Source organism: Delftia tsuruhatensis NBRC 16741 (assembly GCF_001571325.1).
Lineage (GTDB): Bacteria > Pseudomonadota > Gammaproteobacteria > Burkholderiales > Burkholderiaceae_C > Comamonas > Comamonas tsuruhatensis.
This window is the reverse complement of the sequence record NZ_BCTO01000083.1, coordinates 1-22463: the sequence shown is the minus strand read 5'-3', so window position 1 is coordinate 22463 and position 22463 is coordinate 1. Positions and strand designations below refer to the sequence as shown.

Here is a 22463-nt window from a genome sequence, read left to right as displayed (position 1 = left end):
AGCGGCGTTCATGGCCGCTGTTTTCTGGCTGACTCAACTGCAACTGGTCATGGTTGGCACCGCGCAGGCCCAGCCGCAGCCGCCGGCCGGGGCCATCGCAGGCCCATTCGGCGGGCCCATTGCCGACCCGCGCGCGCCTATGGCCTTCCAGCCGGGCATCCAGTCGTTGCCGGGTGGCGGTGCCCTGGTCAACATCACGGCGCCCAATGCGGCCGGAACCTCGCTCAACCAGTACGAGCGCTTCGATGTGCCAACGTCCGGTGTCGTTCTCAACAACAGCCTCATCGGTGGCACGCCGTTGCTGGGCGGCACGGCGGCTGCCAATCCCAACCTGGCTGGCGGGCGCGCGGCCAACACCATCGTCAACGAGGTCACCGTCACCGGAACACCCAGCCAGATGCGGGGCACGGTGGAGGTCTTCGGCACGCCCGCCACCGTCATCATCGCCAACCCCAACGGCATTACCTGCGATGGTTGTGGCGTGGTCAATACGCCCAGGCTTACCCTGAGCACGGGCCGGCCCACCTGGCTGGATGCCAGCGGCCAGGGCAGCACGTTCCAGGATGCCAGGAAACAGGGCTTCGACGTCACCGGTGGCCGCATCGAAGTGCGCGGCTCGGGCATCGAAGGCACGGTGGGACAGCTGGACCTGATCGGCGAGACGCTGAGCATCGACGCTCCCCTGCGCGCCCACTACCTGAACCAGGACATCTCCAGCATCAACCTGACGGCAGGCAAGACGCCCGCCATGCCGGGCTCCGCGCGTGCCGCCTCCGAATCCCCGCAGTCCCCGCAGTCCCCGCAGACCCCGGCTCCAGCGCAGTCGGGCCGGGCTCTGGCCATCGATGCCACGGCCCTCGGTGCCATGACCGCAGGCCAGATCCGTGTCATCTCCACCGATGCCGGCATGGGCGTCAACCTGCAGGGCCCGCTTCTGGCCTACCAGCGCGACGTGGAGATCCAGAGCGCCGGCCGCGTCAGCACGGGTTCCCTGGCATCGGCACGGGACATCCGCATCGACAGCGATGGCTATGTCAGCGTTGCTGGAGAAGTCTCTGCGGGCAAGCAACTGCAGGTCAGCGGCCGCGATGGCATGCAGTTCAACGGACCCGTTCAGGCGCAGGGCGACATCCGGCTGCAAAGCGCGCAGGGCGGCATCGCCGTGAGCGGCGATCTCGTGACCGCCGGCAGCCTGCAGGCGCGTGCGGGTGGCGACCTGCAGATGGGTTCTGGCGCAAGCACCGTGCAGGTTGCGGGCGCCACCACACTGGGTGGCAAAAACGTCCACCAGACCGGCAAGCTGCTGGTGGGTGGCGACCTGGCCATCGACGCGGGCGAAGGTGCGTCGCTGGGCGGCGTCACCGCAGTCGCGGGCAGCCTGGACATGCGGGCCGGCCAAGGTGCGTTGCTGTCGGGGCAGTTGCAGGTCAACCGCAGCGCCAAGGTTTCGGCCGATACCATCGACGTCACGGGGCGCAGCGTGGTGGGCGAGAACTTCCAGCTCGACGGTGTTCGGTCGGTTGACCTCATAGGCAGCGCCCACGTGGGCCAGTCGCTGAGCATGAAGGCGGGCACCGTGGGCATCAACGGTGACATCTCGGCCGGCGAGACCAATGTGGACGCCAGCAGGGTCGATCTCGGCAGCGCGGAAAAAGGCCTGTCCATCGGCGGCGACCTGAACCTGCGCGTCGGCGACTCCCTGCATGCGCGTGGCGATGTCAGTGTCACGGGCAGCGCGAATCTTTCCAGCGGGGGCGACGCCCGGTTCGACGGCGCCATCACTGCCGGGCGCGACCTGGGCCTGAGCGCAGGTGGCGACCTGACCATGGCCGGCCCGGTCACATCGGGCGGCAAGGCCAGCTTCAATGCCGCAGGCAATCTCACGGCGCACGGCGACATCCTTGCGGGCGGCGGCATCACGGGCAAGGCGGGCGGGGACATCCGCCTGGGCGGGCAGGTGGGCTCGGCCGGTTCCCAGCAATGGAGTGCGGGCGGCGACTTCTCCGCCGACAAGGGCATGGAGGCTGCGGGCCTGTCCGTCGAGGGCCGCAACATCCGCATCGCCGGCGATGTGCTGTCCCAGGGCGCCGTCAACATGAAGGCAGGCCAGAAGCTCCAGCTGGGAGGCGACTTGCGCTCGGCAGGCAGCACCACCCTGAGCGCCGGCGCCGAAGGCATCACCGCCAAGTCCATCCTCACCAACGAAGACCTCGACATCCGCAGCCAGGGCAACATCGCCCTGGAGCAGGCGCAGGCCGCGCGCGACGTGCGCTTGGAATCCTCGACGGGCAGCATTGCAACGGGCAACCTGCTGGCCGGGCGCGATGCCGGCGTGACTGCGGCGGGCAATGTGCTCGTCGATGGAACACTGCATGCCGGGCGCGATGCGCGCATTGCCGCCAAGGGTGATACCGCCGTGCGCGGCGATGCCTATGCCGGGCGCGACGTGGCGCTGTCAGGCAGCTCCATCAGCCTGGACAAGGGCCTGCAGGCCGGCGGCGATCTGCGCTTGGAAGCGGGTGACGGCGGCATCGCCAGCCGGGGCCAACTGGTCGCCAACCGGGGCATCACCGCCCTGTCCGCAGGCCAGATCGACGTCCAGGGGCCCGTGCTTTCCGGCGAGAACCTGCAACTGCGCGCAGGCCGTGACATCACGGTGGCGGGCGACATCGCGGCCATGGGTACCATGGACATCCGGTCGGCACAGGCCCTCAAGGCCGAACGCCTGCAGGCCGGCGCCGATCTTGACGTTGCGGCCGCATCCGTCCACACCCGCAGCGTGCTGGCGCAGGGCCAGGCCACGCTGCGCGCCGACGATGCCTTGCGCATCCAGGGCGACTTGATGGGCGCCGGCATCGACGCCACGGCGCGCACGGGCGCCATCTCGGTCACCGGCACGGTGGCCACGCCGGGGGCGCTGAGCCTCAAGGCCGGCACCGATGCCGAGGCCGGCAAGGTGGTGGCCGGCACGGCCGACGGCCAGGCTGCCGTGATCGACGCGGGCGGCAACATCCGCCTGCAAAGCCTGGAGACCGGCGGCGCCTACCAGGCCCGCGCGGGAGGCAGCCACGAGGTGGCAGGCGCGGCCACCGTCCAGGGACCGGCCGACATCGCCGCTGGCGCGGACATCACCGTGGGTGCAGATGCAGCCTTCGGCCCGGGCTTGGCCGCGAATGCCGGCGGACGCATTGCCGTGGCCGGCGACACGCTGGTGCTGGGCGATGCACGCCTGCAAAGCGGTGCGGGCCAAAGCTACGGCGAGACTTCGGGCGGCAAGGCGGGCGGGCAGATGCGCGTCACCGGCAGGCTGGATGCCAGCGCCGGCCAGGGCTTCGCCGTGGGCAAGGAGCTGCGCGTCAACGACGGCATGGACATCGAGGCCAAGGCCGGTGCCATCGACGTGGGCGGCGGCCTCGCCACGCTGGGCGATGCGCGCCTGCAGGGCTCGGACGGCGTGCGCGTGGGCGGCGACCTGCAACTGCGCAAGGGTGAGCTTGCCAGCTCCGGCGGCGCCATTGCCATCGCAGGCAAGGTCTCTGCCGAACAGGACCTGGGACTGAAGTCCCGGGGTGACATTGCCATTGGCGGTGCCACCGTCGCGCAAGGCCGGCTCACCGCCCGCAGCGAGGCTGGCAGCATCAGCTTTGGCGGCAACCTCGACGTGGCCGGCGACTTCGACGCCCATGCGGCGCAGAACCTGGGCTTTGAAGGCAACAGCCTCTTCCTGGGCGAGGCCCGGCTCAAGGCGGACAACGGTGCCATCCGCAACCGGGGCGACATGACCTTCGCCAAGGCGGTGGACATCGACACCGGCGGCGATCTCTCCAACGAAGGCCTGATCCAGTCGCAGCAGGACATCTCCATCCGTGCGCGCAACATCGACAGCAACCTGGCCAGGGCCGGCGGCATCGTCACACCGGGCAAGCTCACCGTCCAGGCCGGGGGCGCCACGCGCCTGGGCAGCCAGGGCAAATTCAGCGCCGGGCAGGACATGGCGCTGCAGGCGGCAGGCGGCACCAGCAGCCAGGGCACCATCCAGGCGGGCGGCAACCTCACGCACGGCGGCACTCTGTCGAGCAGCGGCAGCGTCGTGGCCGACGACATCACCATCGACGGCGCGCTGGGCAACCAGGGCGGCAGCGTCTATGCCCAGGGCAGCCTGGGCGTCTCGGGCGGCACCAGCAACAGCGGCAACATTGCCGCCAGCACCATCACCATGGCCGCCTTGGACAACAGCGGCCAGATCGGTGCGCAGGGCATCTCCCTGGGCGCCACCGGCAACTCGGGCAGCATCTCCGGCTCCAGCGTGGGCATAGATGGCAGCCTGAGCAACAGCGGCAGCATAGGCGCGAGCGGCTCGCTCGGCGTCTATGGCGGCTCCATCTCCAACAGCGGCTCCCTGGCGGGCGGCGACGTCACCCTCAGCGGCAGCAGCATAGGCAACGATGGACAGATCCAGTCCTCGGGCTCCCTCAGCATCTCGGGCGGCAGCTTCGACAACGGGCTGACAGAATCGCGTAGCTGTGTCTCGGCCAGCGGCTGCGGCGCGGGCTCCGCCCCCGAAGACTGGCGCTACAGCCAGGACCCGGGCACCGTGCATGCGGGCGGCGCGCTCACCGTCAACGTCGGCAGCATGACCAACAAGGGCGTGGTCAGCGCAGGCAGCAGCGTCAATATCCAGGGCAGCCTCAACAACACGCGCAGCGTCAACGACCCCTACACTTCCGCAGGCGCCAGTGGTGGCGCCAGCACCGGCATCATCTCGGCCGGTGGCGACCTCACCATCTCGGGCCCCTCCGTGCAGAACGCGGGCGGGCAGATGCAGGCAGGCGGCGCCGTCAACATCACCTCCACCGGTGCCTTCAGCAATGGAGCCCCGGCCGAAGGGGTGACCGGCCAGATCCAGGGCAGCAGCGTCACCATCAACGCCGCCAGCATCGACAACCAGGGCACGCTGCTGGCCAAGAGCGGCGATGCGAAGCTCACCGCCAGCTCCGGCGGCATTGCCAACACCGGCACGGTGGCCGCCAGCGGCGGCCTGCAACTGCAGGCCAGCGGCGCGGTCAACAACGGCGACGGTGCCAACCTGCTGGGCCAGGACATCCGCATCAAGGGCTCGGGCTTCAGCAACCAGGGCACGGTCTATGGCCAGGGCGGCGCGCCCGGCGAGATCGACATCAACACCACGGGCGGCTTCAGAAACAGCGGCGGCACCCTCGTCGCGGGCGGCAAGCTCAACATCCAGTCTGGCGGCTACAGCAACAGCGGCGGCACCGTGGGCAGCCTGGGCGACGCCACCCTCACCATGGCCGGCGCCTATGGAGCCACCGGCAACGAACTGCTGGCCCTGGGCCACCTTCAGCTCAACGTGGGCGGCATCAACGTGGGCGCCTCGGAAAGCTGGTCCTATGGCGGCAACTCCGTGGCCTGGACCGGCACCCTGCGCAACCAGGGCAGCGTCGCCATTGCCGGCAGCGCCAAAGGCAGCATCCACAACGAAGCCACGGGCACCCGCAGCGGCAGTGGCGAGCCCGACGTGCGCGACGGCACCTACGAGGTGCCCGAATACCCGGCCGCGCTGGCCGAGCTCAAGGAAGTGCGCGTCGTCGGCTACACCGACGTGGCGCAGCGTGCGCAGCTGTACATCGGCGGCGGCTTCGACGGCTCCCTGGTCAATGAGGCCTCGGACGCCAGCGTGGGTGGCGGCAGCATCGAGCAGCGCAAGAAGAACCAGACCATCACCTGGGAGGGCAAGAACGCCGACGGGGACATCGTCACCGTCGAAGGCCTGGCCCGCAGCGTGCCGCGCCTGAACACCGGCAGCGGCAGCTCCACCATCACTCTGGTCGGGCCCGATACCGGCACCATCGTCGGCGATGCCATCACCATCAATGGCGGCACCATCACCGTACGGCCCGGCATTGATCCCGCCACGGGCCTGCCCCTGGTCGTGGAAGCCCGCAACCGCGAGGTCAAGCCCGGCGACGTGGCCAAGGGCCCCGACGGACAGGCCGTCAAGGGCGACGTCAAGACCGGCGATGCCGACAAGGCCGACGCGCCCAGGGAATTCAAGGTCCTGGGCGGCGACCCCGGCACCATAGGCGCCGGCGACACCAAGGGCCAGGGCAGCGACATCAAGGGCCCGGGCGACGAAGGCTTGCCGCCCCGGACCTCCAGGCCGCTGGACCTCTCGCGCCCTGAACTGGCCACGCCCGAAGGCGGCGTGGCCGCCCTGCTGGGTGGCGGCAAGAGCGTGGCCTGGCCCGACTGGAAGCAGATGCAGATCGTGCCCGGCGGCATCAGCGCCAACGACCTGGAACTCAACCTCAACGGCCAGTTCATCAACCGGGGCCAGCTCGAAGTCACCAACAACCTGGCCATACGCGCCGCCGAAGGCATAGACAACTTCGGCGCCAGCATTCGCGCGGGCGGCTACACCAGCCTCAGCGGCGGTGGCCTCGACAACCGGGACGGCAGGATAGAGACCGGCACCCTGCTGACCTCCCTCAAGGGCGACATCGACAACAGCCGCGGCAGCATCGTCGCGCATGACGGCGGCTACCTGCAGGCCAGCGGCAATATCGCCGCCACCGATGGCCGCTTCGTCAGCGACGCGGGCAAGATAGTGCTGGACGCGGGCGGCAACATCGACCTGGTCGCCAGCAAGGTCGAAGGCAAGAAGGGCGCGGGCCTGTATGCCGACGGCGACATCCGCCTGGGCGCCACCGCCAAGGCCGAAAGCACGCACAAGAAAGAGGACCAGATCCTCGTCACCCAGCACTACGACGCGGACAACAACCTCACCAACCCAGAGATCCGCATCAAGATCGGCGAAACCCAGCGGCGCACCGACACCCTGACCCACACCGGCACCACCATCGATGGCGGCGAAGGCGGCGTCACGCTGCGGGCCAAGGGCGACGTGGTGGCCCTGGGCTCGCACATCAAGGCCGGTGAGGACGTTCTGGTGCAAGGCGCCAGCGTGCGCGTCGAAGCCCTGATGGACAAGTCCAGCAGCCTGGAGGAAGAGCACCGCAAGAACTACGACCATGCGCTGTTCCAGCGCAGCGAATCCCTGTCGGGCGGTGAGATCGAGGCAGGCCGCAACCTGAGCATCGTGGCGAACGGCAAGGCCGACGCAGGCAAGGGCGACATCACCCTCAAGGGCGCCACCGTCACCGCCAAGGGCGACGCCAGCCTCATCGCCAGCCGCGACGTCAACCTGCAGGACAAGCAGACCGAACACGGCCGCTTCGAGGAAACCTACAGCAAGAAAAGCGGCTTCCTGAGCAAGAAGAGCACGCACACCGTGGAGGAAGGCGCCAGCAGCCTCAGCGAAGGCAGCGTGCTCAGTGCCAACAACATCTACCTGCAGGCCGGGCGCGACATCAGTGTGACCGGCTCGCACGTGGTGGGCCAGGGCGACGTGGGCCTGGTGGCCGGGCGCGACGTGCAACTGCTGGCGGGCCAGGACAGCGCCGCCGCCACCAGCCACAGCCAGACCAAGAAATCGGGCCTGTTCAGCGGCGGCGGCTTCGGCATCACGCTGGGCTCCAAGTCCGTCACCATCGACCGCAGCAACGAAAGCGTGCGCGCGGCCGGCTCCAGCGTGCAGGCGCAGGGCGGCAACGCCTCCATCGTGGCGGGCAACCAGTACCGCCAGACGGGCTCGGCCGTGCTGGCGCAGGGCGATGTGAACATCGTCGGCAAAAGCGTTGAGATCAACGAGGCGCGCGAGCTCGAGCGCGACAAGTTCGAGATACGGGCCAAACAGAGCGGGCTGAGCGTCAGCATCAGCAACCCCGTGGTCAATGTCGTGCAAGGCGGTGAGACGGTCGCCCGCATTGCCGGGGCGACCGGCAAGACCAGCGATGCCCGCATGCAGGCCCTGGGTGCGGCCGCTGCCGGCATGGCGGCCTATGAAACCTATGGCAAGGCCAGCCAGCTCATCGCAGACCCCAGCAGTGCCACCAGCGTAGGCATCAGCCTCAGCCTGGGCAAAAGCTCCAGCCGCAGCACCAGCGAGTACCAGGTCAACAGCGCCGTAGGCTCCCTGGTCAAGGCCGACGGCAACGTCAGCATCACGGCTACCCAGGGTGACGTCCACGTGCGCGGCAGCAGCGTGGAAGCCGGCAAGGACGTACGCCTGGCTGCGGACAAGGGCAACATCGTCCTGGAAGCGGCAGAAAACCGCTTTGCCGAGCAAAACAGCCAAAGCAGCAGCTCGGCCAGCGTGGGCGTGGCCTTCACGTTGGGCAGCAAGAACGGCTTCAGCGTCAATGTGGGGCTCAGCCAGGGCAAGGGCAGTGGCAGCGGTGAAAGCCTCAGCCACACCAACACCCACATCAAGGCAGGCGGCACGGCCAGCGTGCAAAGCGGCGGCGACACCACGCTCAAGGGCGCCACCATCGTGGCCGACACGGTCAAGGCCGACATAGGCGGCAACCTCGCCATCGAAAGCCTGCAGGACAAGAGCACCTACAACGAGAAAAGCAGCAGCGCAGGCCTCAACGTCAGCCTGTGCGTGCCTCCCCTGTGCTACGGCGCCTCCAGCGTGGGCGGCAGCGCCGGGCGCACGCGCATCGACAGCGACTACCAGAGCGTGGTCGAGCAAAGCGGCATCCGCGCTGGCGACGGTGGCTTTGACGTCAAGGTCAAGGGCGACACCACGCTCAAGGGCGGCGCCATCACCAGCACCCAGGTGGCGATGGACGACGGCAAGAACCGCTTTGAAACCGGCGGCAAGCTGACCACCAGCGACATTGAAAACCACGCGGCCTACGACGCCAGCGGCTGGAGCGCAGGCGGCAGCGTGGGCTTCCAGGCAGGTGACCAGAGCACAGCCAAGACAGAAGAACAAAAAAAGGCCGCACTCGACACAGGCAAGGGCCTGACGGGCGGCAGTGCCGGCGTGGGCAGCGACAGCGGCAATGCCAGCAGCACCACCAAGGCAGGCATCAGCGGCGTGGCGGGTGACAGCGGTGCGCGCACGGGGGACAAGGAGACGGGCCTCAAGCCCATCTTCGACAAGGACAAGGTGCGCGAGAACGTCAATGCGCAGATCGAGATCACGCGGGAGTTTGGCAAGCAAGGCAGCGCAGCATGGGGCAACTACGCCACCAGGCAATATGCCGAAGCACTGAAGAACCAGGATGCTGAAGCGGCAGAGTGCTGGGGACCCAGCGGCGCATGCCGTGCCGTCGGCCATGCGCTGATTGGCGGCGCGACAGGCGGCGTGGGCGGTGCGGCCGCTGGCGGGTTTACCTCACTGACGGCGCCGCAGGCACAGGCCCTGCTGCGGGGAGCTGGCTTGCCGGAGCCCGTGGTGGATGCCTTGGTGCAAGGCTATGGCGCAGGTGTAGGCGCTGTGACTGGAGGTAGTGCGGGCGCTGCCGTCGGTGTCAACGAGACGGCAAATAACACGCTTCTTTTCAGGCAATACGTCCTTCAGAAGGAAGGCCCCTTGGTTTTGGCTGGTTGCTTTGCAATGGAGACCTGCGCTAGAAATGTTGGCCCCAGTCTGCTTGAAATGATCGGTGACAGAGTTGATCTGATCAATGCCTGCAAAATGACTCCTGCTTGTTGGGCTGCTGCGTCGCTCATGGGGATTGAGGGGTTTGTACCCGTAGTTCCTGGCAAGCCCGTCACGCCGCCTCCTGGGCCGAACCACACTGGAGGGGATCAGACGAGGAATCCAAATCCTGATGGCAGCACTACGAATACACCTGACGATGGGGGTAAAGTTGAGAAAGGGATTGGCGGAAAGCCGGTTGGTCAAAATCCACCACTTGGAGGTTCTCCGGGTTCTTTAATTCCAGAAAATCAAGGAAATCCCCTGGTATTTAATGCGCCGGGACATCCTGTTAAAAATCCCGCTGAAGATCCAACTGTTGGTTCATCCAAAGGAGTTGATCAAAAGAATATTGAGAAGATTAATGATGTTCTAGCCGGAGGGGTAGATGTTTCTATACCTGGTAGAGGAACGTCTGGGACAAGGAACGTGGTTTCCTATCCCGGATCATCTTTGGAAAGTGATTTTGACTATCTTTCGCATGGCGGTGAAATAAAAGATATGGGTACAAAATACGGGAATGGGAAAATTGCTATTTTGCCTGATGGCACAAAAATAATATCTAGACCAGGAAGCCGCTCAATGGAGGGAAGTACAATTGAAATACAGCGACCAGATGGAAAGTCGGTGGTAAAAATCAGGTATCCTGAAAAATGAAATCGTATTATTTTTGACTTCTGTGAAGGTATCTTATGTCTGATGCTGAGGTTAAGAGAGTCCCTTGGATAATAGGCGAGGAAAGAGAGTTTTATTGCCTGTATGATTCCAATAAAATAAATGATATCATCAATTTTAGAGATATGGTTGATAATCATTTCGGTACAATGATATCTGCGGATTATGTGGATTTGAAAAACTGGAGTGTTGGAATAATATCGTGCAATGATGAGGATATAGAAAATTATCTTTTCGATAAGACTTTCAATATTTTGGAAAATAATTTTAAAGAGTATGCATATGCTTTGCCATCAAAATCATTTTCGAAAAAACATCGAAATGTAATTCCTGAGATTGAAATGTTTTCTCCGGCTTTAATAGCTAATTTTTATTTAAGTGTCGAGAATGTTAAAATAATTCGGAGAGGTATGATTCCTTTGTATGATGGTGCATATTTTATTTTTCCTGAATCAAAGAAATTTTGTTATCTAAATGTGTGCGATGAATACCATATGATCGCAGGAGAGAAGGAGTTGTTAATCGACTCTTTTGGATCTGATATAAAAGGTTTGTGGAAGAGGGCTATTGATATTAGTGGAGTCGGCAGTAGCTCTGAAGCAGATATTGTTCGTGCGGCTCGGTCATATGGATATATATAGGATATTTACTGAATTGATAAGAACAAGATACTGACAACGTTGTAGCGGGCATCAAGGTAACTTCGAAGCTTGCTGGAGCTCGTGGTGGATGCTTTTGTGCAAGGCTATGCGTTGGGTGCTGGCGCCAGCATTGGCGGTGCACCCGGTGCAGCTACTGGCGCGAATGAAGCGTCAAACAACGCGGTGGCACCCTTTGCCATAATGTGTTGCTGAAGGGAGGCTCACTGGCCTTGATCGGATGCTACGCGATACCTGCATGCGCGAAGAATTTTGCACCGCAGATGGCGCAGTATCTGTCCAGTCTGACCAAAGAGCAGATTGCCAGTGCCGTTGGCCAGTCGTGGATGCGCGGATGTGGGCTGATCCCCATGTGTACGCTGTCGCTTATTGCGCAAGGTGTGGATCCTCGACTATTGGGGGGTGCAAGGTAAGCCGGAAACGCCTGCTCCAGGGCCGAATCACACTGGTGGGGATCAGACTGGAAATCCGAATCCTGGTGGCGGCACTACTACGACACCTAATGATGGTCCGAAGGGTGGGTTGGGTCCTAATGGCAAACCGATAGCAGACCCTTCAGACACTACAACTGTTACCCCGATCCCAGAACCGCAAGGGCCGCAGCTTGTTCTCAGCGAGAACAAAAATGGGGGTGGCGTCAGTGCTTTGCCCGGGGCTGCGCCTGGAGTTAACGAGATAAAAGAGGCTGATGCACTTGCGGATAACGATTTTAATGTGGTTCATCAGCCGACTAATTCATCGCAAATCAGCCAGGACAGAAAGCTGATTATTATGTGGAAGGAATCGGGCAAGTTGACGAGTACAGTCCGGATCCATCTACGGAGCTGCCTAATATGGCACGTGCCATAGAGAAGAAGAACAAGCAGGAAAATGGGGTGATGGTGCAGAAGGATTTGACTGATTATGAAATAGAAATCTTGAGTAACATGGTTTTGGATAAAACCTAATGCAGAAAATATTGATACATTGATATTTGGTTCAAATGGTAAGCTAAAGGTGCTTAAAAGGCAGAAATAAATTATGCCTAAATATAGATGCTTGTGTGGGTATGTATTTCATCTTTCTACTGGGAGAGAGAGTTATGATTTGATCTTGATTAAGAATGCAAATGTAGAGGATATTGGCAACGCTATTGTTAAAAATAAGGGGATTGATGTGGATTCATTTTTCGAAAAAGTTGATCTAGATTCAAGAACTGTTTATTGGTGTCCAAGTTGTAGAAGACTACACGTATCAACACCTGATTTGTCTAGCAATAATTTTGAGATATATAAGAGGGAGGTATAAATTTCATCTGGAAGTGAAGTTGCCAAAATTGCCAGTATTAGAACTATCGTTTTAAGGACTTATACAAACAGGATGCGACAACGTGCTGCGCCCTATGGCAAGCCGCGCGCTTTGTTCCTTCTTACGTAAGTCGTAGTTTTATATCAATAGAAATAAGCCTGCACAGTTTAAATTTCCTGGGAAATAGAATGAAGTATGAATTGTTGTTGGGTTATCAGCGAAATCTTATTGCTGCCTCATTAGAGGATATATCAGGCGTCAGTATTCTCTCTGGATGGTGTGGTGGTCAGTATGGGGCTAATCAGGATAAGTGGAGAAACGCCGTTTCAAGGTTTGTCTTTAGAAATTATTCATCAGGATTGATTGGTTGTGTAAATCCGGATATTTATAAGATCAAAGACATTATGAAGTTTTCAAAAGAATATGAAACTTTAGAGGTCGATGGAAATGAGGAATCTCTTGTATTGTGGAATGGAGTTATATATTCAAGTACCAAAAAGCTTGATGAATTAATTGAGAGATATGGCCTTGGTGATTGGAGGTATCTTGATTTTGATGTGAATCATGATTTTATGAGCGAAATAATATCTATATATAAGGATTTTGGTTCTGATGTGAGCGATATTTCATTATGCTAAGGATGATCTGTAAAACTCATTCCTGCATTCAATCGATCGCAATTTATTGATCTGATCTGGTTGAATTTTCAGAAAGCGAGGTTTTGCAGAGAATCCCTAGGCACGTATTAAATTAAGGTTCAGATAAAGAATCATTAAGAGCGGCTGTTGGAAATGATCTTGTGAATAATTTAAAGTCCCTGGATGCTGGTCCGAATAATGGCAATGTGTTGGTTGGTAGGGTTGTATTTTTTGCGTCCTGATGGGAGGAGAAATGTCGACCGAATCACACCGAAAAAAACAGTAGATTTCTTCGGGAAAATGAAAAGCGATTAATTTCAGCGTTGCTAGGTATTTCTCTTTATGAGGTTGAAGAAACATACGGAAGAGTACTTGTCTTGGATATGAGTGATGGTGGGATGGGGGGTATTGAATTTGTTGCAGGAAATGATGACGAGAAACTATTCGGTGGCGTTGGCAAAGTATTTATATTTAAAAGGAAATAAATATGTCCTTACCTCTTTGTTGTGTTGTTCTCCCTGAGAACTTGAGCAATGGATTTGAGAAAATTGAAGGATTATTGAGTGGGTTGAATACTCTGAAAGAAAATCCGTTTAGTAGAACTATTTTCTATTTTGATGTTTCTGGAAAAAGATTAGAAGGAAATCTTTCTGATTTTAATGAATATTTTGAATCCGGGTTAATTAATGGTGTCCAGTTTTGGATTGATGAAAGTTGTGATGTGTATGTTGGTTGGAAAGAGTGTGATTATGGTACTGAGTTTGGGTTTTATCTAAATGGTTTGGATGATGATGATGTTTTTTCAATATTAAGTGAATTAACAAAATTCATATGGATAAATTATAGAGCTTCTTACAACGAAGGGAGATTTTTTTCGATTGAAATAATTTGATGCTAGTGAGGTAATAATAATTATTATTCTAAATTTAATGTTGATTTATCATTGGTTATTTGAAATAAAATGACTTTTCTGATTTATATTTTTTCATTTAAATAGAAAGCGCGTGCTGTAGAAAAAATGACAATCAGGGTAGTGGCGCGATGGTGCAAAAAGATTTGTCTGCTTCCGAAATGGAGAGTTTGACAGATGCGAATTCAAGAACTGTGTATTGGTGTCCAGATTGCAATAGGTTGCACGTATCGATGCCTGATTTTAATATTAATAGCTTTGAGATACATAAGAAGGAGTAGTGAATTCTCTTGGGTGGCCTAAAATAGGAAATTAAATACCTTTGCAGGGCAGTTTAAATATAGGAATAGATATGAGTAGCACGTATTCTTCTATATTGATTCTTTGTTTGGGTTCTGTACTGGCTGGCTGCGCCATTGAACCTCGCCGCAACTACACGCCACAGCCCAAAGACGCCATATTGCATCTCCGCTCCACAGGCATGCCCATGTCGGCAAGCTTCTCCATCAGCTCCGCCAGCACGGCGTGCGAAGGCTTTGAATTCGCAGGATCGGTGCGCGATGGAGGCGAGGGCGTGCTGCTGCCCTGGATTGCTGCGTTGAGCAATAAGCTCAGCGGCGTACCAACCGTGCGAGAGGCTGCAGTGCCTGCAGATGCGCCAGTGCAGGTCAAAGGCTTTTCTTTCTGGCAGGACCAGTACAGCAGCGGTTCCTGTGGGCCAGTCGCCAAGCGGTTCACACCCACGGCCGATGGCGTCTATCGTGTTGATTTTGTCTGGGCTGGCATGCGTAAGTGCGGGTTGCGTATCGTGGATATCAGCAGGCCTGATGAGCCCAGGGAAGTGCCTGGTGAGCCGCTGATTTGTCCTCGCCCGCCTGGGCTGTAGTTCTACGGTCAGGTGTTCACAAGTCAGGACCGCCATGCGTATCGCCCGCGTTCTGATCGCTCTGTTGTGGTTTCAATTTCTGCCTGTCGTCTCTGGTTTGAAGTCTGTTGATTCCTATTTTTTATCTGAGTTTCCTGATTTTTCTTCGCCTGCACACAGTGATTTAAATAAATTATCTGGATACATTAAATATAATTTTTCCGGCGTCGTATAAATACTAATTATTTTCTAATAAAAATAAGGTGAATTAATTGCAAAGTTGTTTCATTTCGAAATTCTTGGGGAGTGATGTTGAGTATTTCTTTTAAAGATTCTGTGGCAATTCAAAATGATATTTATATGTTGACGCTGGATGACTATGCACCACACGGAGTGCTAGGTGGGCAAAGTAGAGATGAAAATCCTATTCATTGGCAATATACTGTTGATATTATTTATCGATGTTTGGCGGCGGGATTTTGGAGAATATGGAATTCGCCACTACTGACGCAGAATAGCATCGTAGATCATGAGGGGTTTTGTAAGAAACTATCCGAGTTAAGTCCATTTGAATTATCGGAGGAGGGGGAAGATTACTGGCTTGGAACTATGTTGTGTTGTACGGAATTGAGTTTGAGTTTGGTTAAAAGATTTGGAGTGAATGGAATGGTCTCAGATGGCTTCTGCGAGCCATTTGTTATCGAAGTTGAGCAAGAGTTTTTAAAACATGATGTTTCTTGGTCGCGCGGGAGCTTTTTTACTGTGAAAGCCCATAGGGAAATCAAGGGGTGGCAGGCAGATTCCCAATAAATGAGGTGCTCCAGCTTGGGGCGAAACTCCGCCTTCAACAACTGCTGTGCAAGAAATATTTACTCAGGCCTTGAGTAGCGAGGGAGGCGCAGGTTGCAGGAATGAGCTGTAAATACTGATCTTCTTGAAAGAGCGGTGGGGTAATAATGAAGGCAGCTGTAAAAAATATAACTAGCGATATCTTTGACTTGAAAACCTATTGTCCAGATAATCTGAGAAATTTTTCTATTAGTCTTCGTGTTCAGATTGGGCTTGATTGCACTCTCGGAGCTGACGATTTTGAGATTTTCATCTGTACTCCAGAGTGGTTGATTGATAATATATACAATCCATATTGGGGGCGTGGTTTATTATTAATTCGTGAATATAATTTGCAGGAGGTTTATAAAAATATTCATGAACTAGTTGACGGAATTGAGGGCGAAAGTTGGCAGGAAATTTCTACTAAATTATCAAAGTTTTTTTATGGGAATTTGATGATTATAAATATTAAAGATGCTCTTATGTTTTAAGTAAAGTATAGGAATGATATGAGTGGAATGCATTCTTTTTTATTAGTCTTCTCTTTGGGTGCTCTACTGGCTGGCTGCGCCATCGAACCTCGCCGCAACTACACGCCACAGCCCAAAGACGCCACATTGCATCTCCGCTCCACAGGCATGCCCATGTCGGCAAGCTTCTCCATCAGCTCCGCCAGTACGGTGTGCGAAGGCTTTGAATTCGCAGGATCTGTCCGCGATGGAGGCGAGGGCGTGCTGCTGCCCTGGATTGCAGCGTTGAGCAACAAGCTCAGCGGCGTTCCAACTGTGCGAGAGGCCGTAGTGCCTGCAGATGCACCAGTACAGGTCAAAGGCTTCTCCTCCTGGCAAGACCAGTACAGCAGAGGGTCCTGTGGGCCGGTAACCAAGCTGTTCACGCCCACTGCCGATAGCGTCTACCGTGTGGATTTTGTCTGGGCTGGCGTGCGCAAGTGCGGGCTGCGTATTGTGGATATCAGCAGGCCTGATGAGCCCAGGGAAGTACCCGGCGTGCCGCTGATCTGTCCTCGTCCGCCTGGGTTGTAGTTCTACGGTCGGGTGTTTATAAGACAGCACATCCAGCAAGGATGATCCGGCAGGCGACCCTCATCGAGGGGATGTAGATCACTCCAAGCCAACTAATCCGGTATCAGCAGGTTTTGTTCACAGCCTGCGAATGAGGCCGTCAGCGCACGGCTGGAATGACGCTGATGTTTCGAGAGGGGAAAAAACATGTTCGTAGGTATCGATCTGGGCACCACGCACAGCCTTGTGGCGGTGTGGCAGGACGGCTGCGCCCGCCTGGTGCCCAATGCCCTTGGCAAAGTGCTGACGCCCTCCGTCGTCAGTGTGGACAGCGATGGCCGCCTGCTGGTGGGAGAGCCCGCGCGTGAACGGCTGCAGAGCCATCCGCACCTGAGTTGCTCCGTGTTCAAGCGCGATATGGGCACGGCGCGGGTGTTTCGGCTGGGTGAGCATCTGATGCGTGCCGAGGAGTTGTCGGCGCTGGTGCTGCGATCTCTCAAGGCTGATGTGGAGGCCCAGCTGGGTGCGGTGGTGACGGACGTGGTGATCACCGTCCCTGCCTACTTTGCCGACGCGCAGCGCCAGGCCACGCGCGCGGCGGGCGTGCTGGCGGGCTTTGCGAACATCACCTTGCTCAACGAACCCACGGCGGCGGCGCTGGCGAACGGGCTACATCGGGATGAGGGGCGATTCCTGGTTTTCGACCTGGGCGGCGGCACATTCGATGTGTCGGTGCTCGAACTGTTCGAGGGCGTGATGGAAGTGCGCGCCACGGCGGGCGACAACCGCCTCGGCGGCGAGGATGTGGATGAGCTCATGGTGCGGCGCTTTGCGCAGCATGCGGGCATGTCCGAGGAGCAGTTGCACCAGCCTGAGGTGGGCTCGCGGCTGCGGCGTGCGGCCGAGGCCACCAAGCGCAGGCTGGCCGTGCAGGAGGCTGCCGTGATGCGCATCGATGTCGATGGCGAGTCGCTGGCGATGACCTGGACACTGCGGGACCTTGAAGCCGTACTTGAACCGTTGCTGGAGCGGATGCGCCAGCCGGTCGAGCGCGCCTTGCGTGATTCGCGCATTCGCCCGCAGGAGCTGGATGCCGTCGTGCTCGCAGGTGGGAGCACGCGTCTGCTGGCTGTGCGGCAGCTGGTGACGCGGTTGTTCGGGCGCTTTCCTGAAGTCTCGCTCGATCCCGATGAGGTCGTGGCACTCGGTGCTGCGGTGCAGGCCGCGCTGCGCGGGCGCGACAAGGCGCTGGCCGAGCGGGTGATGACGGATGTCTGTCCCTATACGCTCGGAATCCATGTCTCCCGGGAAATGGGCAACGGACATCGGCAGACGGGCTTCATGGCGCCGGTGCTGGAGCGCAACACCATTGTTCCAGCGAGCCGGGTGAAACGTTTCTACCCGGTGTCGGCGGACCAAACGCAGATTGCTATCGAGATCTATCAGGGAGAGGCGCGTCGTGTGCAGGACAACACGGCGCTGGGCAAGCTCCTGCTGCCATTGCCGCGAGGCAAATTCGGCGATGTGGCGATCGACGTACGCTTCACGCTCGACGCCAATGGGCTGCTGGAAGTCGAGGCATGGCCGCTGCGCGGCGAACAGCCGCAGGGGCAGGTAAAGCAACTGGTGATCGAGGCATCGGCCGAGCGGCTCTCTCCGGAGGAGCTGTCTAGATGCCTGGAAAGATTGCAGGGGCTCAAGCTGCACCCGCGTGACCGTCTGGAAGTGCGTGCGCTGATGGCGCGGGCCGAGCGGCACCACGCGCAGCTGCTTGGCCAGTGGCGTAGCCTGCTGGCCGATGCAATTCTGGGCCTCGAGGTGGCGCTGGAGACGCAGGATGAGCGCAGGTTCGCACAGCCGCGCAAGCGGCTTGAAGACCTGCTGGCGAGCATCGAGGCGGACCAGTTCCTCCCTGATCTGGAGTAGCCATGACTCTGAGCGAGGCATTCGCACAACTGGGGCTGCCCCCCGACTCTGATGGGCGTGCAGTGCGCAGGGCTTACGCGCAGTTGCTCAAGGGCCTGGATCAGGTGTCCCAGCCACAGGCTTTCATGGAATTGCGCGCCGCTTATGAGCTGGCAATGGCCCATGTGCGGGCAAATGCAAATGTGCAGGAGCCTGGCGCCCAAGCGCAGCTGAATGAACCGCAGGCAGACGCATTTGTCCGAGACTCTTTGGCTTTCATTGCCAGGCCGGCACCTGGCCCGGATCGCCCTGAACATGCCGAGCCAACCAAACAGATGGAGTTGGCAGAAACTCCCGAGCCACCGGAGCCACCGGAGCCACCGGAGCCACCGGAGCCACCAGAGGATGTGGCCAACCGTGTGCTGGATGGATGGCAGTGTCGATTCCAGCCATGGGAGCTGGATGCCGCCACGCAGGAGCTTCGGATCTTGCTGAAAAGGCCGGAATTGCAGGGCTTCGACAACCGTGAGGCCTTCGAGCGGCGGCTCGCACGGCGCATCGCCGGCAGGACCTTCGGGGCGCGCAGCAGCGCCTTGCTGCTGGCCGCAGATGCCGTATTCGACTGGCGCCGCCGAGGGGTGGGTGTGGAGCCACTCGAACACATACTGGATAGCCTGGCGCGGCTACCTCCCATGCTGCACAAAGTAGCGACAGGCTTGCTTGGCGAGCCCAATCCCGACTCTGCACGGGAGCTGCTGCTCACGCCGAGGTTTCTGGGTTACGTGGAACAGCAATGGCAATCATGGCTGGAGTGGTGGCTTCCCGAAGAGCAATTGCATCGTTGGGGGGTGGCATGGCGCCGGATTCCAATAGGCACGCGTGCCTCAATGGGGCTTGTGGCCGGGGCCAAGCTGGCGGGACTGGCTCTCAAGGTGCTTGGAGCTCGCCTGGCGATAGCCGGCCTGATCGTGGTGGCTGCGATTTTTGTGTTCCGCACCATTGCGGATCGCACGAGCGGAAAGCAGGTCGCGCAGGAGAAGCAGGCATGCGTCAACGCCTATGCGGATCGTCGATTGAATGGCTGGCATGACGTGCCGTCCAACAAGCTTTATTCGTTGAGGTCCTGCAGGTCGCAGGGCGTGCACACCATCCCGGATCAACGCGGCATGGATCAGGCCGAGCGCATCGCCAGGGTGCTGGTGGATCCATCGACGGGGTGGATCGATAGCAGTCCGCTCTGGGGAGACTATCTGCGCCTGAACACGAAGGATGGCCGAGCTTTCGGATTCGAGCGCGTGGGGTCGGTTCCCAGCTACTGCGCCAACATTCGGGCCTTTGCATTGAAAGGCCTGTGGCTCAAGCTTGGAGACGTACCTGCGGCGACTGGCTTGGTTCGGGAGGTGGCCTGGTGCCAGGCGCAGCTGCTCGCCGCCAAGAATGAGGGCCGGGACAACGCCAGGGAGAGGGTGACCTATGGAGAGCGGCACGAAAGCGATGCGCTCTGGGCATTTCTTCGCCACACCGATGCCTGGCCGGATGGGGCGCGACCTGCATTGCCTCTCGAGTCCTTGGTGCGTGGCAACACGGCAGCCAGTTTTGACTGGCGCCTGCCAACGGAGGGTGTCCCGCAGGCAACGCAACACATGCGTCAAACATCGCAGCAGAGTTCCGAACGCTAGCGTCAGTTCAATTGCCTCGCATCCTTCACGCTTGCCAAAACAGTGCACACGCTTGGTATGAAGATTGCATGGATGCCGGGTCGCTCAGGCGCCGGACGGACGTCCTGCACCGCGTGGCTGCATCTGCGCGAAGTGGTGGTGGAACGGATGTAAGCTCGCGGCAAGCCTGCGGGCGGGTGCTGCCCCAGGTGAACAAGATCAACGCATTCCACGCACCACAAGGAGACATTTCATGAAGCAACCCCCTTCCAGGCAACGCCTGCCTGCATGGCAGTGGATCGGCCTTGCGGCCGCCACGCCGCTGTTCCTCGCATCGTGCGGTGGTGGTGGCAATGGCGGATCGGGCCAGGACGACCTGGCCGCCTGTGCCATCACCTCGGGCGATGGCAGCGTGGTCGTGGGCTCGGGCCTGCCCGGTGATCCGGCCGCACCCGAACCCTCGTCGGGCTACCGCCTCGGCAAGAAGGCCCTGCACACCTCCAAGTACATGGTGGTCACGGCCAACCCGCTGGCGTCCAAGGCCGGTTGCGAGGTGCTCAAGTCCGGTGGCTCGGCCGTGGATGCGGCCGTGGCCGTGCAGATGGTGCTGGGCCTGGTGGAGCCGCAGTCCAGCGGCATTGGCGGTGGCGCCTTCATGCTCTACCGCGATGCGGCCACGGGCAAGGTCGTGGCCTATGACGGCCGCGAGACCGCGCCGGCTGCCGCCACGGAAAACTACCTGCGCTACGTGGACGATGCCACCGACCAGACCGCGCCCAAGCCTTCGGCGCGCTCCAGCGGCCGCTCCATCGGCACGCCGGGCGTGGTGCGCATGCTGGAACTCGCGCACAAGGACTACGGCAAGACCGCCTGGCCCCAGCTGTTCAATTCGGGCATCGACCTGGCCAGCAAGGGCTTTCCCATCAGCGGCCGCATGGCCGCCGCGCTGGAGGGCTCCAAGACGGAGCTGGCGCGCGATGCCGATGCCGCCAAGCTGTACTTCGATGCCCAGGGCAAGCCGCTGGCGCTGGGCGCCAAGTTCGTCAACCAGCCCTATGCCGACACGCTGCGCAGCATCGCCACGGGCGGTGCCGATGCCTTCTACCGTGGCGACCTGGCCCAGGCCATCGTCAGCAAGGTGGGCGTGACGCAGACCGTCTCGGACGGTGCGCCCATCACCCCCGGCAAGACCACGCTGCAGGACCTGGCCAGCTACGAGGCCAAGCGCCGCGAGGCCGTCTGCACCACCTACCGCGCGCGCTACATGGTCTGCAGCATGCCGCCGCCGTCGTCCGGCGGCATCGCCGTGGCACAGGCCATGGGCATTCTGGAGAACTTCGACCTCAAGGCCTATGCGCCCACGGCCATCGATGGCGAGGGCGGCAAGCCGTCGGTGATGGGCGTGCACCTGGTCAGCGAAGCCCTGCGCCTGGCCTATGCCGACCGTGACAAGTACGTGGCCGACACCGACTTCGTGTCCCTGCCCGGCGGCTCGCCGGCCCTGATGCTGGACAAGAGCTACCTGCGCCAGCGCGCCGCCCTCATCTCCACCACCAAGAGCATGGGCACGGCCCAGGCAGGCAACTTCGGCACGCCTTCGCAGGGCGTGGTCGATGTCAAGGAGGCCGGCACCACGCACATGAGCATCGTCGATGCCAAGGGCAACGCGCTGAGCATGACGACCACGGTGGAGTCCAGCATGGGGTCCTTTCACGTCACGCGCGGCTTCGTGCTCAACAACCAGCTGACCGACTTCGCGGCCATCCCCAGCACCGCCGACGGCCCGGTCGCCAACCGCGTGCAGCCGGGCAAGCGCCCGCGCAGCTCCATGGCGCCCACGCTGGTGTTCGACCTGAAGACCGACGGCACCGCCGGCGACTTCAAGATGGCCACGGGCTCGCCGGGCGGCAGCACCATCATCCAGTACGTGACCAAGACCCTGGTCGGCGCGCTGGACTGGGGTCTGGATGCGCAGCAGGCCACGTCGATGGTGGACTTCGGCGCGGCCAACAGCCCGACCACCAACGTGGGCGGCGAGCACCCCAACATCAACACGGCCAATGGCGGCAACGACGATCCGCTGGTCAGCGGCCTGCGTGCCCTGGGCCATGTGGTGTCCATCAGTGCGCAGTCCAGCGGTATTGGCACCATCTTGCGGGTGCAGCGCAATGGGCAGGCGCAGCTGGAAGGTGGGGCTGATCCGCGCCGTGAAGGGCTTGTTCTGGGCGATACCGTTCGCTGATTTCGGTCTGATGATTGACTGAGGAAGGCGCTGCTGGCGGGATGCTGGTGGCGCCTTTTTTGCTGGTTTGCTGGTGGGTCTTTTTTTGACCCTGCCGGGTGGTTGTTTTTCGAGGCCGGGGTTCGGCCCGGCGGCCGACCCGCTTTCTTGTCGCGCGACAAGAAAGCGGGGCAAAGAAGCGCGCCCCAAACTGCCCACGA

General features: G+C 59.6%; 12 protein-coding genes and 1 pseudogene. All 13 read left to right on the top strand.

The features are described from left to right. The first annotated feature begins 10 nt into the window (after positions 1 to 10). Positions 11 to 10228 carry a hemagglutinin repeat-containing protein gene (locus DTS01S_RS27560; RefSeq protein WP_169804709.1) on the top strand — a complete coding sequence of 3406 codons (10218 nt, stop codon included), beginning with the start codon at positions 11 to 13 and terminating at the stop codon, positions 10226 to 10228. 35 nt (positions 10229 to 10263) lie between these two features. Continuing rightward, the gene (locus DTS01S_RS30740) at positions 10264 to 10887 is read left to right on the top strand and encodes a hypothetical protein (protein ID WP_139223907.1); all 624 of its coding nucleotides are present in this window, start codon (positions 10264 to 10266) and stop codon (positions 10885 to 10887) included. A gap of 1493 nt (positions 10888 to 12380) precedes the next feature. Then, positions 12381 to 12830: a hypothetical protein gene (locus tag DTS01S_RS30735; protein WP_139223906.1), complete on the top strand. Its 450-nt coding sequence runs from the start codon at positions 12381 to 12383 to the stop codon at positions 12828 to 12830. 296 nt (positions 12831 to 13126) lie between these two features. After that, a pseudogene (locus DTS01S_RS31545) lies at positions 13127 to 13315 on the top strand (DUF6984 family protein); the annotation flags it as partial. Positions 13316 to 13317: 2 nt separating this feature from the next. Next, positions 13318 to 13722, top strand: a complete 405-nt coding sequence (locus DTS01S_RS30730; RefSeq protein ID WP_139223905.1) for a hypothetical protein — start codon at positions 13318 to 13320, stop codon at positions 13720 to 13722. 370 nt (positions 13723 to 14092) lie between these two features. Continuing rightward, positions 14093 to 14626 (top strand): hypothetical protein, encoded by a 534-nt coding sequence (locus DTS01S_RS30725; protein ID WP_139223904.1) that lies wholly within the window; start codon positions 14093 to 14095, stop codon positions 14624 to 14626. Between the two features lie 34 nt (positions 14627 to 14660). Continuing rightward, entirely contained in the window at positions 14661 to 14840 is a 180-nt protein-coding gene (locus DTS01S_RS30975) for a hypothetical protein (RefSeq protein WP_139223903.1), read from the top strand. Positions 14841 to 14914: 74 nt separating this feature from the next. Continuing rightward, positions 14915 to 15415 carry a hypothetical protein gene (locus DTS01S_RS30720; RefSeq protein WP_139223902.1) on the top strand — a complete coding sequence of 167 codons (501 nt, stop codon included), beginning with the start codon at positions 14915 to 14917 and terminating at the stop codon, positions 15413 to 15415. Positions 15416 to 15561: 146 nt separating this feature from the next. Continuing rightward, positions 15562 to 15927 (top strand): Imm8 family immunity protein, encoded by a 366-nt coding sequence (locus DTS01S_RS27555; RefSeq protein WP_217649282.1) that lies wholly within the window; start codon positions 15562 to 15564, stop codon positions 15925 to 15927. 27 nt (positions 15928 to 15954) lie between these two features. Continuing rightward, complete coding sequence (locus DTS01S_RS30715) at positions 15955 to 16479, top strand: hypothetical protein (RefSeq protein WP_139223901.1); 525 nt, start codon at positions 15955 to 15957, stop codon at positions 16477 to 16479. A gap of 186 nt (positions 16480 to 16665) precedes the next feature. Then, positions 16666 to 18384, top strand: coding sequence for a molecular chaperone HscC (locus DTS01S_RS27550; protein WP_017406722.1), 1719 nt, complete (start codon positions 16666 to 16668; stop codon positions 18382 to 18384). A gap of 2 nt (positions 18385 to 18386) precedes the next feature. Beyond that, positions 18387 to 20042: a J domain-containing protein gene (locus DTS01S_RS27545; RefSeq protein ID WP_061289824.1), complete on the top strand. Its 1656-nt coding sequence runs from the start codon at positions 18387 to 18389 to the stop codon at positions 20040 to 20042. A 232-nt stretch (positions 20043 to 20274) separates the two neighbouring features. Then, positions 20275 to 22263, top strand: a complete 1989-nt coding sequence (ggt, locus tag DTS01S_RS27540) for a gamma-glutamyltransferase (protein WP_017406720.1) — start codon at positions 20275 to 20277, stop codon at positions 22261 to 22263. Positions 22264 to 22463 lie beyond the last annotated feature (200 nt).

Bases quoted from the DNA above. Each gene is read 5' to 3' on its own strand.
- DTS01S_RS27560 (WP_169804709.1), top strand. From the start codon at position 11: ATGGCCGCTGTTTTCTGGCTGACTCAACTGCAACTGGTCATGGTTGGC.
- DTS01S_RS30740 (WP_139223907.1), top strand. From the start codon at position 10,264: ATGTCTGATGCTGAGGTTAAGAGAGTCCCTTGGATAATAGGCGAGGAA.
- DTS01S_RS30735 (WP_139223906.1), top strand. From the start codon at position 12,381: ATGAAGTATGAATTGTTGTTGGGTTATCAGCGAAATCTTATTGCTGCC.
- DTS01S_RS30730 (WP_139223905.1), top strand. From the start codon at position 13,318: ATGTCCTTACCTCTTTGTTGTGTTGTTCTCCCTGAGAACTTGAGCAAT.
- DTS01S_RS30725 (WP_139223904.1), top strand. From the start codon at position 14,093: ATGAGTAGCACGTATTCTTCTATATTGATTCTTTGTTTGGGTTCTGTA.
- DTS01S_RS30975 (WP_139223903.1), top strand. From the start codon at position 14,661: ATGCGTATCGCCCGCGTTCTGATCGCTCTGTTGTGGTTTCAATTTCTG.
- DTS01S_RS30720 (WP_139223902.1), top strand. From the start codon at position 14,915: ATGTTGAGTATTTCTTTTAAAGATTCTGTGGCAATTCAAAATGATATT.
- DTS01S_RS27555 (WP_217649282.1), top strand. From the start codon at position 15,562: ATGAAGGCAGCTGTAAAAAATATAACTAGCGATATCTTTGACTTGAAA.
- DTS01S_RS30715 (WP_139223901.1), top strand. From the start codon at position 15,955: ATGCATTCTTTTTTATTAGTCTTCTCTTTGGGTGCTCTACTGGCTGGC.
- DTS01S_RS27550 (WP_017406722.1), top strand. From the start codon at position 16,666: ATGTTCGTAGGTATCGATCTGGGCACCACGCACAGCCTTGTGGCGGTG.
- DTS01S_RS27545 (WP_061289824.1), top strand. From the start codon at position 18,387: ATGACTCTGAGCGAGGCATTCGCACAACTGGGGCTGCCCCCCGACTCT.
- ggt (WP_017406720.1), top strand. From the start codon at position 20,275: ATGAAGCAACCCCCTTCCAGGCAACGCCTGCCTGCATGGCAGTGGATC.